Raw genomic sequence first — 16,064 nt, 5'->3', positions numbered from 1 at the left:
GGATATATGTAATTTGAAACATAATAAAATGAAGCTTCTAGTAATGGGAGTTTGCTTCATTCTGCACGCTAATGCGGGAGAAAAAGGGAGGTTATATGATTGCAAACAGAATTACAAATGAAAGTACAAGTTGCAAAAGATAAACGAATCATTTTAGCTATCATTCTCGGAAGTTTATCTGCAATTGGGCCACTTTCTATTGATATGTATCTTCCGGCTTTTCCGGCTTTAACAGACGATTTGCATGCGACAAGTGCACTTACGCAGTTAAGTTTAACTGCATGTTTGTTAGGAATTGCGTTAGGTCAATTATGGGTCGGCGCATGGAGTGATCGCCAAGGAAGGAAAAAACCGATTGTAATTGGCCTTGTTATTTATGCGGCTATGTCATTCTTATGTGCGCTAACACCGTCTGTATGGGTACTAATTGTATTACGTTTTATTCAAGGTGCAGCTGGTTCGGCGGGGATTGTACTTTCGCGTGCGATTGTGAGAGATTTATACACAGGATCAGAGCTTACGAAATTCTTTTCTACTTTAATGTTAGTAAACGGAGCTGCTCCAATCTTCGCACCTATTATTGGGGGACAAATTTTAAGCTTTGCTTCTTGGCACTGGGTATTCATTGTATTAGGTATATTAAGTGGACTTATGTTATTAAGTGTTATTTTTATCATGCCAGAAACATTGCACGAAGAAAAAAGAACCGCAGGTGGATGGGGAGAGAGCCTATCTCATTATAAACGCTTATTAAAAGATCGTGTATTTATGGGATATGCACTTTCGCAAGGATTTATTACAGCAGCGATGTTTGCGTATATTTCAGGGTCACCGTTTGTGATTCAAAATATTTTTGGTGCTTCGCCGCAATTATATAGTTTATTTTTTGCGATTAACGGTTTTGGTATCATTATTGCATCGCAAGTTACAGGGCGTTTGGCAGGAAGAATGAATGAACGTACTCTATTAGTAACGGGACTTCTTTTAGCATTGTTTGGAGGCATAACTCTTCTTCTTCTTATTTTATTGGCACCTTCTTTAATAGGGGTGTTAATCTGCTTCTTTATGATTGTTTCTAGCGTCGGGATTGTTGGGACGACTGGATTTACGTTAGCGATGGAAAATCAGCAAAAAGCAGCAGGAAGTGCCGCAGCTTTATTAGGACTGTTACCTTTTATCTCTGGCGCTGTGGTAGCACCTTTAGTTGGGATTCAAGGAGAGCATACAGCTGTACCGATGGGAATAACAATTGTTTGTTGTCATATCGGTGCGATGCTTAGCTTCATTATTTTAACGAGACGGAAAAGTATTGAAAAACTTTAATACAATAATGAGATAAAAAGAATAAATTTTGTACATGTCAAAGAGCAATTATACTAAAGTGGAAACGCCATCATGAAAGGATGAATCAACATAGTGAATATGTTGGTTCATTTTTTATTTAAACATCATTTTAAAAATTTAGATTATTCTGTATAATGTAAAGCAAAACTTTTTAAATCCAACAGTGAGGCGGTCAAAGATATGAAACATGTAAAAGAAATGATCAAAATTGAAGATATTCTCGTTGCGTATAATACGTTAAAAGACGTAATTCGAAATACATCTTTAGAGCGCGATTCAATTTTATCTGAGAAATATCAATGTAACGTATATTTAAAACGAGAGGACTTACAAGTTGTTCGTTCTTTTAAAATACGAGGTGCCTATAACGGTATTAGTAGTTTACCGATGGAAGATTTGGAAAAAGGAATTGTCTGCGCTAGCGCTGGTAATCATGCACAAGGCGTAGCTTATACATGCCATAAATTACAGATTCCAGCTAAGATTTTTATGCCAAATACAACACCAAGTCAAAAAGTATCACAAGTACGCTTTTTTGGAGGGGATTGCGTAGAGGTAATGTTGCAAGGAGATACATTTGACAGCTCTTATGAGCAAGCTGTGAAATACTGCGAAGAATATGGGTTAACATTTATTCATCCGTTTGATGATCCCCATGTCATTGCAGGACAAGGGACGATTGGTGTAGAAATTTTACATGATACGGATTGTACGATTGATTACATGTTTATGGGAATTGGCGGAGGAGGCTTAGCAGCAGGAGTTGGAACATACATAAAAGGGATTAGTCCTTTAACGAAAATTGTTGGGGTGGAACCAGCAGGTGCTGCTTCGATGAAAGAGGCGTTTGCACGAGGAGAGGTTGTCACGCTTCCACATATTGACTCGTTTGTGGACGGAACAGCAGTTAAACAAGTTGGTTATCTTACATATGAAATTTGTAAACGCGTACTAGATGATATTATTGCTGTGCCAGAGGGAAAAGTGTGCACAACACTACTTGAACTTTATAATAAAAATGCGATTGTTGCAGAGCCATCTGGTGCATTGCCGATTGCAGCGCTTGATTTATACCGAGACGAAATTCGCGGAAAGACAGTTGTTTGTATCGTGAGCGGCGGCAATAACGACATTGATCGGATGCAGGAAACAAAGGAAAGATCATTAATTTATGAGGGGCTGAAGCATTATTTTATTATTAATTTTCCACAGCGACCACGTGCCCTGCGTGAGTTTTTAGATAACGTGCTCGGACCTCATGATGATATTACTCGTTTTGAGTATACGAAGAAGAATAATAAAGATAATGGCCCGGCACTAGTTGGAATTGAACTGCAGAAAAAAGAAGATTATGAGCCTCTTATTAGAAGAATGGAAGAACAAGGTGTACGTTATATGGAAATCAATCACAATCCAACATTATTTAATCTATTGATTTAAAAGGGGTATTGAAAATGAATTTAGAAAAAAAGAAGTCAGCTGAAGAAGAAATAGTAGAACTAAAGGAGCTTGTGAAAGAGTTGCATGGTTCCATTCATCAACTGCAAGCAGAAGTGCAGCAACTGCGGCATGAAAGACCAGTTGTACAAATGAAAAAGGGAATTGAATGGACACCAACAATGGTTGGCAAAGTTGGCGGTATCATTTTAGGTGGTCTTGCAATTATTGGTATTTTTTGGTGAAAAAGAAAGGTTTGCAGCTCATGCCGCAAACCTTTTTACATTAAATAACGTAAATAAATATATGCATGTGATAAAAGTAGTGCAACAATTGTTAATGGTAACCCAATTTTTAAGAAATCCATGTACGAAAACCCGCATCCTTCACGTTTGGCAATACCTGCTACAACGACGTTGGCAGAAGCACCAATTAGCGTACCGTTTCCTCCTAAGCAAGCTCCAAGTGATAATGCCCACCATAATACTTCAATTTGCGGAGAATCTGCCCCAAGTCCAAGTCCGCTTGCTAAGTTTTGAATAAGCGGAATCATCGTTGCGACAAACGGAATGTTATCAATTGTGGCAGAAGCTGCCCCGGATACCCATAAAATTAAGATAGATGCATAGCCGATATCCCCATTTGTTATGTCTAATACTTTTTTAGCAAGTGAGGAAATAAGCCCGATATCAACAAGCGCGCCGACGAGAACGAATAAACCTGCAAAGAAGAAAATCGTTACCCATTCAATATGCGCAAATACATTTTCTATTTCATGCTCTTTTACACCAATTAACATTAAAAGAACAGCGCCAAGTAGAGCGATAACGGCAGCATCAACATGAATAATAGAATGAAAAATGAATCCAAGTATTGTTAGTCCTAAAATGGATAAAGACTTAACGAGTAAGCTGCGATCGCGAATATAATCAGTTTCATTTAAAGACATCAGTTTCTGAATTTGTTCGTCTGTTGTTTTTAATTTGTTACGATACATGATATATATAATAAGTAATGTAACGGCAGAAATTATAGCAACGATCGGTGCTAAATTCAGCAAAAATGCATTAAAATCAAGATGCTTATTTGCAGATCCAATCATAATGTTTGGAGGATCGCCAATAAGCGTTGCTGTTCCGCCGAGATTAGAAAATAATACTTCAGAAATTAAAAACGGAACAGGAGGTACCTTCAAAATACGTGTAATTGATAATGTAACAGGTACAACTAATAAAACCGTTGTTACATTGTCTAAAAAGGCAGAACCAACTGCGGTTAAGAGGGATAGAAGCAGTAAAATTCGAATTGGCTTTCCGCCGGCTGCTTTTGCAGCTTTAATTGCCACATATTCAAAGATACCAGATTGACTTGTAATATGTACGAGAATCATCATTCCTATTAACAGAGTGATCGTTTCCCATTGAATATGTGTAGTAAAGGCAGTATGTAAGTCTACAATTCCCATAATCACCATAATGGCAGCGCCAAGTAAAGCAATGACAGCACGATTAATTTTTTCAGAGATAATAAAGCCGTATGTAATTAAAAATACAGCAATGGCAAAATAGTATTGCCAGTTTGCAACTTCATGTGCTGAATGATTCAATGTGTTCACCTTCTTTTTAAGTATCCTATACATAGTTGTGTATAAAAATGTCGAAATGTAGCCCTCTGCATAAATTTTATTGTAGCAAATTCGCATATAGAAAGAAATGAAAAAAGATAAGTAATTTCACATACCGTATTAAATATAAAAAATGAAAAGCAAAAAAGTATGCAAAGTAATCATTGTCCTCTATTATAAGAGATAGCAATTTACATTATTTTTTCGTAAACTGGTTAAAAGAGGTGAAATCCGATGGAAATAATTACAGATACTTCTGTCGTACAAAACGAAATTGAACGTTTTCTAAATCACGATGTATATCTTCATTTAGAGACGACAAACGGTGCATATGCTTCACATGTAAATGAAAAAGCAATGACAGTTGGGGCGTTCATCCGTAACGCAGTGATTCGTTTTGAACGCGGTAAGATTACAGGGACGAATCCATATCGCATAGGTTTAAAAATGGAGCACGGCTGGGTATATGCAGAAGGTGTGACACATTGGGAAAAAGATGAGAAAAATCGTCTTTTATTAGCAGGTCATGATGAAAAAGGGCGTTTAGCAGTTGCGCTGCAATTAAGTTTAACGCCATTTGCATAAGGAGTGGAGATTATGGAAAGACATGTACTTGTAGTATTTCCGCACCCAGATGATGAATCGTTTGCGGCGGGAGGAACAATTCGTCAATATCGAAATAATGGAGTTCCTGTTACGTATGCTTGTGGAACACTTGGGCAAATGGGGCGTAACATGGGGAAAAACGTATTTGCGAATCGCGAAACGATTCCGAGCATTCGAAAACGGGAATTAGAAGAAGCTTGCCAAGCGATGGGAATTGAAGATTTACGCTTACTTGGCTTCCATGATAAAACATTAGAGTTTGAAGACGTTGATTTTGTAGCAGATAAAATTGAAGAAGTGATTCGTGATGTGAATCCTTCCTTAATCATCACATTCTACCCAGAGCACGGTGTACATCCAGATCACAATGCATTTGGACGCGCAGCTGTTCGTGCAGTAGAACGTATGCCAAAAGAAGAACGTCCAGTTATTCATGCGGTAGCTATCACGAAAAATCGTGAGGAAGTACTAGGAAAGCCAGATGTAGTTAATGATATAAGCAATGTATTACCGCAAAAATTAGAGGCGCTTCGTGCGCATCGTTCGCAAACAGAAGCGATGTTAGAAGAAATGGAAGCAAAGCTGAAAAAGCAGGACCCAGCGACGACAAAACGGTTGCAAATTGAGCAATTTTGGACGTATAAATGAAAATCATAAACTAGAACCAGCAAACCTTCTAGCTTATGAAACATAACGAGATGCTGAAAATGATGGCATCTCGTTTCTTTTTTACATAGGCACATCTAGCTAATTCCTTTCATACAATACAAACGAATTGTAGAAAGAGGGGGATAATAATGGATTATTCAAAAGAAGATGTGTACGGAGAGTTTCGAAATGGTTATCAGTTAAGCGGAGAAGTAATTTCTAGTGTGGATCCGTATGTTGTGCAAACGTTACAAATGATTGTTGGGAAAAATGTTGTTGTCGATACAATGCGCGGCAGCTTGCAGGGCATGTTAAGGGCCGTTAAACCAGACCATATTGTGATTGAAGAAGAAGATACACCGTTCTTTATTCGGATGCAACAAATTGTTTGGATCACGCCAGAAGGATAATGGGGATGAAATAATCTTTATCTTTTATACATTTGTAATGATGGTAATAACCAGGAAGTTGATTGTGATGTATTGTAGGTTTATAAAAAAGTTTGATAAGAATCACCTCGTGAGATATCGCTATCTTAAGAGGTGATTTTTTGTGTAAGAGAAAAAGAGTAAATTCTATAGAAAAGAAGATAAAGATTATAATGAATCTTTAGGCTTTCTTAGTGTTGTAAAGAGCGAATGTAACTTCTGCTTCACAAGCGATTTCTCCATCTACTGTAGCAAGAGCATTTGCTTTTGCGATTAAGCCACGAACTCTTGTTATTTTTACTTCTAAACGTAATTAATCTCCAGGGTGAACTTGTTTCTTGAAGCGACAACAATCAATACCAGCAAACAACCCAATCTTTCCTCGATTTTCATCTTTCATTAACATAATAACAGTACTTACTTGTGCCAACGATTCTACAATTAGAACACCCGGCATTACTGGGTAATCTGAAAAGTGACCATTAAAGAATTCTTCATTAGCAGTAACATTTTTAATTCCAACTGTGCGTTTTCCTTCCTCTATTTCAAGAATGCGATTAACTAATAGAAACGGGTAACGATGTGGAATGATTTCTTTAATTTGTTGAGTATTGAACATAAATCCCTCTCCTTTATGCTTTCACAAGTGTCATTTAATTACCATTATTTTCATCTTTAATAATTGATATATATATTAGAATCTGATACTAATATTAGATCATAATACTGAGGATAATAATAGTAAAGGGGGACAAACAAATGAGGTCAAAAGCAAGAATTACAGCTATTGGTACCTATGTATCTGAAAAGAAATTAACAAATTTTTTACTTTGTATAAAGCATAGTCACAAGGTTTCTGTCATAGCGCGCAATGAAGAAATCAAAAAAAGACAATAGTCCGGATATCGACAAGTTAGTAGGATAACCAGAACAGAAATCGAAAACAAATAAATGTAATCACTTGTTTACAAAAAGTAATTTTAGGATTACAATAAATGTAAGCAAGTGATTACATTGGAGGTTTTTATTTTTGATCAAAAATCGAATTAAGATTTTAAGAGCAGAAAGAAATTGGACACAGGAAACCTTGGCAGAAAAAGTTGGTATTTCAAGACAAGCTGTAATATCAATAGAAAAATATAAATACACGCCTTCTCTTGAACTTGCATTTAAAATAGCAAAATCATTTGATGTAAGTATAGTAGATGTATTTTTATTTGAGGAGGAAGAACAATGACTATTAATTTCTTTGGTTTAGCTGTAGTGATTATTTTAGGATTTTTCATATGGAAAAACGATCGTACAAGAAGGGAAATGAAAATATCTTACAAAAATGATGAAAGATGGAAATTAATTTTAATTAAAGTGAATAACGTTACTATCAAATTCTATAACTCAATTTCGTTGTTAGTTTTGTTAGGCTTTTTTCTTGGAACAGTGGTTGACTTAAACATTAAAGTTACATTATCCAATATTTTTCTTATTATATCTTTGTTTATAATGTCACGGAATATAGTAGAGTATTTTGCTGTAAAATATTACGACAAAAGAATATAGTTTATTGTGGAGTAAGAAGGAATGAACAAACAAAAAAATTATAAAAGGGGTAACTCATATTGGTTATGTTACTTCGCTGTACCCAGATAAGTTATGGATTAATATTTAAACAAAGGATAAACATTTAAAAAGAGTAAATGCAAGGAAAAGTATTTTAAAGTGGAGATTTAGAGGGTTGTATTTTCTTTAAATGCCCACATATGAATACTTTTGAATATGCTTTAAATAGGGGGAATTGTTTTTGAAAAGAGTGAATGTAGTTTCAGCTTTAATTTATGATAATAATGAAAATATATTAATCGTTAAAAACATAAAGGGTGATTCTTTTTATTGGGGTCTTCCTGGAGGGGCAGTTGAGGGAAATGAGACTTTAGAACAAGCTGTAATTCGCGAAGTAAAAGAGGAAACAGGATTCAATATTGCTGTGGATAGATTACATTCTGTTAGGGAAATGCTCTTTGAAGAACGAGGTCATCATGCTTTAATCATTACTTTCTATGCAAAGATTATTGATGGTGAAATAAACATTAATGATCCAGATCATGATATTGTTGAAGTTAGATGGGCAAATAGTGAAACCATAAAAGAATTCATGCCGTCTTTATTTGAGATGTTAAAAATGAATTGTGACAAGGATAACATACAGGCTTTTTATGCATTTGAAGGTATCCGATAAAATCAAGAGAAGGTTTTATTATTGATAACAGATTAGGTAGGATACATAGTGAAAATTAGTATTTATGTATACGCTTGTCGTAAGTGTGAATTAGATGAGATATCCACGCCGATTGTAACAGCCAATATGCCAGTTTCTGTCTTTCCTAAAAGTATCGCTTCCCCGTCAATTATGGCGTATATTATGACACAAAAATATATTGTATATTTTAGAATTACTTTACGTTTACTTTTAAATCCACATCCATCAACTTAAGAATTTTATAACACACCCAAAACGAAAAAATGTACATCTTCAGATGAAAATGTACGTTTTTTTGTTTTGGGATACTTGCTTTTCTTTTCTTGATAGTGATGTGGTGAGACCTTTTAGTTGTAATCATCATTTTGATAATCGTTATCTAAGCTGAACACTCTTCCATGTGGACGATATTCTATGTGAAAGGTATTATGTTATTACTTGTACTGAGGCTCTTCTTGTTCAATTTGCTGAAGACGAGGATTTAAAGATTCAATAATTTCTTGAGTTTGTTGTGCTGCACCTTTATATAATTGTTTTGCTTGCTGGTTATCAGTATCAAGAACAAATCCTTCTAGGCATGCTTGAGCACTCTTTAATCCAGCGATAGTTTGTTTAAGTTTAGTGCTTACTGTCATGTAGTATTTCCTCCTTGTAAATGTACTTCAAAATATAGAATGCCTATTTTGTTATCATAGTACGATTTCCAATTTTAGGGTTATGTGAATGAGAAATTTTACAGTTAATTATTCGAAGGAGGATTTTTTTAGCTAATAGCTACATGGAATACCGTTAAGTGGTGTTATGTTAACTTAATGTGAATAGAATATTCATAAGAAAAATCTACCATGTAAGAACGTAATTTATTTATATATTCTACGATAAAGATTAACTTCATGGATGGATATGGAATAGTTTTGTCCCGATAACAAAAACTAACAGAAAGAAAACGATAATATATAAAGGAGATTAAATATGTTGAAAAAGATAGGAAAAACTTTCCTGGTACTCCTCTTTGTATTTATCGGCCTATGTTTTGTTTTGCTTGTTTGGGATGAAATTGACAGAACAGCAGCTGAAAAAAGTGGAAGATTTGGCCAGCAGCCTAGCCAATACCCTATTCGTCAAAGTGATATTACTATGTATACAGACGGGAAAGAGTTAAACAATCAATTATTCTCAGATATAAAGAATGCAAAACATTACGTGCATATTAACTTTTTCTCTATTGCTGATGATAAAGTAAGTCATCAGTTTCTAGAGTTATTGAGGCAAAAAAGTCAGGAAGGTGTAGAAGTATACTATGCAGTGGACAGGCTAGGTGGAATTTTACTAAAGAAAAAGGAAAGAGAATTATTAGTTAAAAAAGGAGTGCATTTTACGTATTACAATAAGCCTGCTTTCCCTTATCTTTCTTCTTTGGACCATCGGAATCATCGTCGTATTTCAATTATTGACGGAAAGATTGGGTACATTGGCGGATTTAACATTGGGAAGAAGTATTTGGGAGAAAAAGAAAAACTTGGTTACTGGAGAGATTATCACCTTCAAATACGAGGAGAAGGAGTTCAAGATCTAGAACACCAATTTGTGTTAGACTGGAAGAAAAACTCAGAGAAACCGATTCCGATACACAGTGCGATAAAGGAAAAGGGAGCAACCTCGCATCGATTTACTGCATATTATAGCGGAGAAAAACTTGGGCAAGATTATGCAATGCTGTTTAAACAAGCAAAAGAGTCCATCATTATATTAACACCTTATTTTATACCAAAAGACAGAACTATTTGGAATGCATTAGTAGATGCAAGAAAGAGGGGAGTCCGTGTCAAAATTCTGTTCTCACCTCATTCGGATGCACTGTTAGTTAAAGAAGCAGCGTATCCATATATCCGAAAAGCATTAAAACAGGGAATAGAAGTATATGGTTATAAAAAGGGAGTGTTACACGGTAAAGTATTTTTGATTGATGAAAAAGTATTGATGGTCGGGACCGTGAATTTTGATTCGCGCTCGTTTCATTTAAATGAAGAAATGAACTGTTATATCCATGACCCTGTCTATATTTCGAAAATAAAGCCAGTCATTAATGCAGACTTACAAAATTCAAAGCGAGTAACATCCTCTGACGTCAATCAATTATCTATAAAAGAAAAAATGAAGGAAAAGGTTGCAAAAATGTTTGAGTATTATTTGTGAAAACAAAGTATTTTTATATTAAGGAGTAGTAAACTGCATTTTATTAGAATAAATTAAATTACTGACACAAGCGAAGAGGTTTAGCTTGTGGATTTTCTATTAAGTGAGAATCTTGGTATCATTAAATTTGTACTTAGAGATGAAAGAGGCTGTCCCAAAAGTTTCATTTTTGGGACAGCCTCTTTCACTATATAAAGGGGAGTGAAATCTATTTTACACCAACTGCATCATATGACTGCTTCACGGCTGCCACTTCTGCAGAGTTTGCGCCGTATAAATCAGCTGCTGCTTGTACCAATCCAGCGCGCGCTTGACTAAAAGTTGCAGATTCAGTTAAGTATACTGTATTTGCACGATAGTAAATTGCACCTACTTTATCTTTGCCAATACCATTTACGGTTACACCGTAATGTGTACCGCCATTTGCCAACAAGTAAGCAGCTTTATTGATAATACCGCTATTTGTATGAACGCCGCCATTATCGCTCGTTCCAGTATAACGTTTAGAATAATGATCTGGGTCATCATACTTTGTTGGATCGCTCATTGAGCGAAGCGCATCTCCAGCTGTACCAGGTGTATAAATATCTTCACCAACTTCCCAATCTGGATTGCGGTTATCAGCGTATTCGATTAATGTTCCAAAGATATCAGAAAATGCCTCATTTAATGCACCAGACTCATTTTGATAAATCAGGTTTGAACTATATTCTGTAACGGCATGCGTTAACTCATGTCCGACAACATCAATTCCTCCGGAAAATGGAATAAATGTATATCCATCACCATCACCATACACCATTTGGGATCCATTCCAGAAAGCATTGTTATAATTTCTTCCATAATGAACTGTAGATTTTAACGGTGCACCAGCATCGTTATAAGAGTTGCGGTTAAACGTTTTCTTATAATAATCATATGTTACACCTGCATAATAATGTGCATCCACTGCTGCTGCATCACGGGTAGCATTAAAGATGTTATCTGTATCTGCCCATAAAGTTCCTGGAAGTGTAGTACGATTCTTTGCATCATATGTGTAAATTGTTGCACCGTGTGTATTATCTTGTAAATAATAACTAGATCGAGATAATGTTGTATTAATAGATTTTGTATCGCCTAATACCCCTTTACCTGTTCCCACTTTATTTGTTCCTGTTACAGGTTGAATCGGTGCATTATTCTCAGTATTAGCATTATGAATTGTATTGTATTTATTTAGTACTTTCCCATTATCAGCTTCAATGAAATAATAATAGTTTCCTGGCTCTGGATCTAAGAAATTTAGTTTCACAACATATGCGTATATTGTTTCCTCACCATTTTGATATACAAATAAGTCCGCCGACGGCTCTACTTCATATTTTGGATTCAGCCCCAAATCTTTTTGTGCAGTTGCAATTGCTTGTTTTCCGTCAATTTTATTTTTATTTTTTAGCTTCTCTTTCTTATCTAAATCAGGTGCAACAGTTCCTGATACAACTTTTAATACACCGTCTTTCCCAATATGAGCTACTTGAGTAGAACCCCATACCGGCACACCTTCATACATTTGCTGTAAACGGACAACTGTTGCTTCTCCTACAGGATCTTTTACAACCTTTTGTACTTTAAAAGATTCTTCTGCACTTTTTTCGCCTAGTTTATAATCTTTTTTCGCAGCGTTTAAATAATCAAATACAACCGATTCTGCTTTTTTCCCAGACGCACTTGTTAAATCACCTGCTACAAACTCTGGAGACTGGACAGTCTCATTGTATTTCTTTGTAGAGAGTACATTCTTTGAATCTGCAAACGCAGAGCTTGTCCCCCCGAACGTTGTCACTGCCATTCCCGCTGCTAACACAAACGCTAAACTCTTTTTCTTCATCATTTTTTGCCCCCTAACAAAAATTTTTAAAAGAGTAGATTTATAGTAACATTAAATTTCTATTATTAAAATACTGAAAATTCAAATAATTTTTTTCTCAAGTTTTCTTGCGTTTTGATAAACAATTTAAAAATTTAGATTTTCAAAAGAAGAAATTGCAACTCTAGAAAACGTGCAAAGCGATTGAGTGTTTTAGACTATAGTTGTTATTAAACATTATTCACAAGTAAATGTGCAAATCGTAGGGGACAGTATTTTGCCCTACGTAATGCAAAGAGGGTATTTTTAAAACGATACATATAAGCATAATTCACGTCGCTTCAGCATATAAAAGTGATAGCATCTATATAAATGATAGAAGTTATTCAGAGTAAGTTTATATAATGAGAGGGGGAATATGAATGAATCAAAAACTTTCTACAAAGCTAGTTGTTGCAATTGGAATTGGTTCAGCCATATATGGTGTATTAGGATTATGGGGATTCTCCATTGCGCCGAATACTTTTATTAAACCAGCACTTGCTTTATTAACGATTTTCGGTGCTATCTTTGGACCCATTGCAGCTTTATTAATTGGACTTATCGGTCATACAATTACAGATGCTATTGCTGGTTGGGGCATTTGGTGGGGCTGGGTATTAAGTTCAGGAATCATTGGTTTATTTATGGGGTTTGTCCAAAAGCGCCCTGCATTTAGTGTGAAAAATGGAACGTATAGTAAGGGAGATATCGTTTACCTTTCTATTACGGGTGTAATTGGTATTCTTTTAGGAATCGTCTTTGCTGGTATATTTGACATTTTCATTATGGGCGAACCGTTTGATAAAATTGCTATTCAAGTAGGTGGTGCGATTATCGCAGATGTTCTCGTGTTCTTTATCCTCGGTTTACCAATCGTGTTAGGACTTGCGAAGGCGAATAAAAAAAATACACAATTAAAGGCCGAGAAGTAGGAAGATGCATATGAAACCGATTGTTTCTTTTGAAGAATTCACATTTCAATATAAAAGCGTAGCTGAACCGACTTTGCAGGATATTACCTTTCATATTTATCCTGGAGAAAAAGTGTTAATCGCTGGGCGAAGCGGGTCGGGAAAATCTACATTAGCTCATTGTATTAATGGGCTCATTCCTTTTTCTTATGAAGGGACAAGTACAGGGAGCCTTTCTGTATGTGGTATAGATCCTAGACATACGAGTATATTTGAGTTAAGTGAACATGTAGGAACGATTCTGCAAGATCAAGATTCTCAATTTATCGGATTAACGGTTGAAGAAGACGTTGCGTTTGCGATGGAAAATGACTGTACGGGGCAAAGGGAAATGAAGCAAATTGTAGAACGTTCACTTGAAGAGGTAGACATGATTAAGTTTTATTCACATAGCCCTCACGATTTATCAGGAGGACAAAAACAGTCCGTTTCTCTTGCAGGCGTACTAGCTACAAATGCCGAGATTTTGCTGTTTGATGAACCTTTAGCGAATTTAGATCCTGTAAGCAGCGAAAAAGCAATTCAACTTATGAAAAAGATTCATAGACAAACGAATAAAACAATAATCATTATTGAGCATCGCATTGAAGAAATACTCGATCTTGATTTAGATAAAATTATTATTTTGGAAAATGGCCGTATTATTGCAATCGAAGCACCGCTTGAAATATTACGGACAAATGTTTTACAAAAAGCAGGGCTAAGGGAGCCTGTATACATAGAAGCATTAAAAACATTGGAATATCCACTCTCGACCGAAGAAGTTTATCCGATAGAAAATGTTAATTCTCATACATTACACGAAACGCTATCAAAATGGATGTTACAAAATCCGATACATACAGTAATACTCGAAAAAGAATGTCTATGTAAAATAGAGAATATATCATTTGCATATCCAAATAGAAATTTTGCATTGAAGGATGTATCTATGTCTATATACAAAGGAGAAGTACGCGCTCTTTTAGGAAACAACGGTGCTGGAAAATCAACACTTGCTCATATTATGACGGGAATAAAAAAAACTCATCAAGGTAAAATTCTTTTAGAAGGAACGGATATGACAAGATGGTCAATCCGAAAGCGGGGAGAGGTCGTCGCTTATGTGATGCAAAACCCGAATCACATGATTACACAAGCAACGGTTTGGGAAGAAGCTGCGTTTGCTTTAAAACTGAAGAATGCTTCAGAAGAAATGCATAAAAAAGTAGAACATGCATTACAAATTTGCGGTTTGTATCCATTTCGAAAATGGCCAGTACAAGCATTAAGTTATGGACAAAAAAAGCGTCTAACGATAGCCTCGATTCTTGTTACAAGTCCCAAACTTATTATTTTAGACGAACCCACTGCAGGACAAGATTATTTTCACTACAAAGAGTTTATGATGTTTATACAAAAATTAGCAAAACGTGGACTTGCTTTTTTATTGATTACACATGATATGAACTTAGCGATAGAATACGCAAATCGCGCGATTGTGCTACATAATGGAGAAGTTATTGCAGATGATGCAGTAACTACCGTGTTGGCGAATGAGTGTGTTTTAAAACGTGCAAACCTTCGCGTGAGCTCACTTACCCGTCTAGCGAAACATGGGAACATGCCAATTCCGCAGCAATTTGTTCAATCTTATATGGAAGCAAGAAGGAGGAACCGTTCATGAGTAAGATGGGGACATTATACATAGAAGGTGAATCCTATTTCCATCGTATGGATGGTGCTGTAAAGCTCATCCTATTTATTATATGGATGATTCTTACATTCCTATTTTTTGATTTTCGTATTTTATTATTCTTATTTCTAATCGGCTGCACACTGTTAGGTATCGCAAAAATCCCAACGCGTAGTATATTACTTATTTTTAGTGTTATTTTCACATTTAGTATTCTGAATTCCATCATGATTTTATTGATTACCCCAACACATGGATCGGAGCTAACTGGTACATATACGCCACTTCTCCACATTGGTTATGCGACTATTACAATAGAAACTCTTTTTTATGCAATGACACTATCATTAAAATATTTTACCTTATTACCGTTTACACTTATTTTTATTTACACAACACATCCAAGTCAATTTGCTAGCAGCTTAAACAAAATTGGACTGCATTATAAAATTGCCTATGCAGTTAATATTGCACTGCGCTATATTCCGAACATACAAACAGAATATGAACTCATTAAACATGCGCAGGAAGCAAGGGGGATTCCATTTCATAAAGGAGAAGCAACTCTATTTCAACGCATTAAAAATCGAGTGACGATTTTTTGGCCACTTGTAATCAATTCATTGGATCGAATTGATACCGTTTCGAATGCTATGGATTTACGAGGTTTTGGAAAAAAGGAGAAACGAACTTGGTACTATAGAACGGAAATGCAGTCTCTTGATTATATGACGATTCTTATTGGGATTTGTGTTTTGATTATCGCTATTTATTTAAAAGTTACAATTTTTCATTCGTTTTGGTATCCTTTATGAATAGTAACTGTATATTAGCAAATTTGTAAATAGGCTCTAGAATATAAACGATAACTATAACTACAATTAATTGATGTATCTAATTTCTCTATTCTTTAATGGCCTATAATGAATTCTATGACTGTAGGCTCTTGTATTTTAGACAGTAAAAATGAACGGCTTTATTATCAGCTAT

General features: G+C 35.4%; 18 protein-coding genes and 1 pseudogene. 15 read left to right on the top strand and 4 right to left on the bottom strand.

The window, feature by feature from the left end:
• The first annotated feature begins 117 nt into the window (after nucleotides 1–117).
• The 3 genes from BM350_RS19720 (at nucleotide 118) to BM350_RS19710 (ending at nucleotide 3,026) form a co-directional block, all read left to right on the top strand.
• Nucleotides 118–1,323, top strand: a complete 1,206-nt coding sequence (locus tag BM350_RS19720; RefSeq protein WP_090913713.1) for a multidrug effflux MFS transporter — start codon at nucleotides 118–120, stop codon at nucleotides 1,321–1,323.
• A 201-nt stretch (nucleotides 1,324–1,524) separates the two neighbouring features.
• Nucleotides 1,525–2,784 carry a threonine ammonia-lyase IlvA gene (gene ilvA, locus BM350_RS19715; protein ID WP_090913552.1) on the top strand — a complete coding sequence of 420 codons (1,260 nt, stop codon included), beginning with the start codon at nucleotides 1,525–1,527 and terminating at the stop codon, nucleotides 2,782–2,784.
• Between the two features lie 14 nt (nucleotides 2,785–2,798).
• Complete coding sequence (locus BM350_RS19710; RefSeq protein WP_090913553.1) at nucleotides 2,799–3,026, top strand: hypothetical protein; 228 nt, start codon at nucleotides 2,799–2,801, stop codon at nucleotides 3,024–3,026.
• Nucleotides 3,027–3,061: 35 nt separating this feature from the next.
• Here BM350_RS19710 and BM350_RS19705 read toward each other — a convergent pair whose 3' ends face one another.
• A complete protein-coding gene (locus BM350_RS19705) occupies nucleotides 3,062–4,387 on the bottom strand; it encodes an ArsB/NhaD family transporter (protein ID WP_090913555.1) in 1,326 nt (441 codons plus the stop codon).
• 252 nt (nucleotides 4,388–4,639) lie between these two features.
• Here BM350_RS19705 and BM350_RS19700 point away from each other — a divergent pair, with 252 nt between their 5' ends.
• The 3 genes from BM350_RS19700 to BM350_RS19690 all read left to right on the top strand — a co-directional run bounded on the left by BM350_RS19700 (nucleotide 4,640) and on the right by BM350_RS19690 (nucleotide 6,069).
• Nucleotides 4,640–4,990 carry a YojF family protein gene (locus tag BM350_RS19700; protein WP_090913557.1) on the top strand — a complete coding sequence of 117 codons (351 nt, stop codon included), beginning with the start codon at nucleotides 4,640–4,642 and terminating at the stop codon, nucleotides 4,988–4,990.
• 12 nt (nucleotides 4,991–5,002) lie between these two features.
• A complete protein-coding gene (bshB2, locus tag BM350_RS19695) occupies nucleotides 5,003–5,659 on the top strand; it encodes a bacillithiol biosynthesis deacetylase BshB2 (RefSeq protein ID WP_090913559.1) in 657 nt (218 codons plus the stop codon).
• A 149-nt stretch (nucleotides 5,660–5,808) separates the two neighbouring features.
• Nucleotides 5,809–6,069, top strand: a complete 261-nt coding sequence (locus BM350_RS19690; protein ID WP_090913561.1) for a YuzF family protein — start codon at nucleotides 5,809–5,811, stop codon at nucleotides 6,067–6,069.
• A gap of 199 nt (nucleotides 6,070–6,268) precedes the next feature.
• On the opposite strand, the pseudogene fabZ reads toward BM350_RS19690, so the two are convergent.
• Nucleotides 6,269–6,706 (bottom strand): annotated as a pseudogene (gene fabZ, locus BM350_RS19685) (3-hydroxyacyl-ACP dehydratase FabZ).
• Between the two features lie 140 nt (nucleotides 6,707–6,846).
• Here fabZ and BM350_RS27055 point away from each other — a divergent pair.
• From BM350_RS27055 to BM350_RS19665, 5 genes are all read left to right on the top strand, one after another.
• Complete coding sequence (locus BM350_RS27055; RefSeq protein WP_170857741.1) at nucleotides 6,847–6,984, top strand: hypothetical protein; 138 nt, start codon at nucleotides 6,847–6,849, stop codon at nucleotides 6,982–6,984.
• Between the two features lie 133 nt (nucleotides 6,985–7,117).
• Nucleotides 7,118–7,324: a helix-turn-helix transcriptional regulator gene (locus BM350_RS19680; RefSeq protein WP_090913563.1), complete on the top strand. Its 207-nt coding sequence runs from the start codon at nucleotides 7,118–7,120 to the stop codon at nucleotides 7,322–7,324.
• Nucleotides 7,321–7,644 (top strand): hypothetical protein, encoded by a 324-nt coding sequence (locus BM350_RS19675; protein WP_090913565.1) that lies wholly within the window; start codon nucleotides 7,321–7,323, stop codon nucleotides 7,642–7,644. The genes BM350_RS19680 and BM350_RS19675 overlap by 4 nt, the downstream gene beginning before the upstream one ends.
• Before the next feature lie 250 nt (nucleotides 7,645–7,894).
• Nucleotides 7,895–8,320: an NUDIX hydrolase gene (locus BM350_RS19670; RefSeq protein WP_348272212.1), complete on the top strand. Its 426-nt coding sequence runs from the start codon at nucleotides 7,895–7,897 to the stop codon at nucleotides 8,318–8,320.
• Between the two features lie 48 nt (nucleotides 8,321–8,368).
• Nucleotides 8,369–8,575, top strand: a complete 207-nt coding sequence (locus tag BM350_RS19665) for a hypothetical protein (RefSeq protein WP_090913569.1) — start codon at nucleotides 8,369–8,371, stop codon at nucleotides 8,573–8,575.
• 200 nt (nucleotides 8,576–8,775) lie between these two features.
• Here the strand turns inward: BM350_RS19665 and BM350_RS19660 are convergent, their stop codons facing one another.
• A complete protein-coding gene (locus BM350_RS19660) occupies nucleotides 8,776–8,976 on the bottom strand; it encodes a DUF1657 domain-containing protein (protein ID WP_003198197.1) in 201 nt (66 codons plus the stop codon).
• Nucleotides 8,977–9,313: 337 nt separating this feature from the next.
• Here BM350_RS19660 and BM350_RS19655 point away from each other — a divergent pair, with 337 nt between their 5' ends.
• Nucleotides 9,314–10,537, top strand: a complete 1,224-nt coding sequence (locus BM350_RS19655) for a phospholipase D-like domain-containing protein (RefSeq protein WP_090913571.1) — start codon at nucleotides 9,314–9,316, stop codon at nucleotides 10,535–10,537.
• Between the two features lie 208 nt (nucleotides 10,538–10,745).
• Here BM350_RS19655 and BM350_RS19650 read toward each other — a convergent pair whose 3' ends face one another.
• Nucleotides 10,746–12,407: a M4 family metallopeptidase gene (locus tag BM350_RS19650; RefSeq protein WP_090913714.1), complete on the bottom strand. Its 1,662-nt coding sequence runs from the start codon at nucleotides 12,405–12,407 to the stop codon at nucleotides 10,746–10,748.
• Nucleotides 12,408–12,808: 401 nt separating this feature from the next.
• Here BM350_RS19650 and BM350_RS19645 point away from each other — a divergent pair, with 401 nt between their 5' ends.
• Genes BM350_RS19645 through BM350_RS19635 form a run of 3 tightly spaced genes read left to right on the top strand, consistent with a single transcriptional unit; the run spans nucleotide 12,809 to nucleotide 15,889 of the window.
• Nucleotides 12,809–13,360: an ECF-type riboflavin transporter substrate-binding protein gene (locus BM350_RS19645; RefSeq protein ID WP_090913574.1), complete on the top strand. Its 552-nt coding sequence runs from the start codon at nucleotides 12,809–12,811 to the stop codon at nucleotides 13,358–13,360.
• A 10-nt stretch (nucleotides 13,361–13,370) separates the two neighbouring features.
• Nucleotides 13,371–15,065: an energy-coupling factor transporter ATPase gene (locus BM350_RS19640; protein ID WP_090913576.1), complete on the top strand. Its 1,695-nt coding sequence runs from the start codon at nucleotides 13,371–13,373 to the stop codon at nucleotides 15,063–15,065.
• Between the two features lie 5 nt (nucleotides 15,066–15,070).
• On the top strand, nucleotides 15,071–15,889 hold the full coding sequence (locus BM350_RS19635) for an energy-coupling factor transporter transmembrane component T family protein (RefSeq protein WP_170857744.1): 819 nt from the start codon (nucleotides 15,071–15,073) through the stop codon (nucleotides 15,887–15,889).
• Nucleotides 15,890–16,064: the final 175 nt, after the last annotated feature.

The organism is Bacillus sp. 103mf (assembly GCF_900116295.1).
In the GTDB taxonomy this organism is placed as follows: domain Bacteria; phylum Bacillota; class Bacilli; order Bacillales; family Bacillaceae_G; genus Bacillus_A; species Bacillus_A bruguierae.
This window is presented reverse-complemented; position numbering and strand designations above follow the sequence as displayed.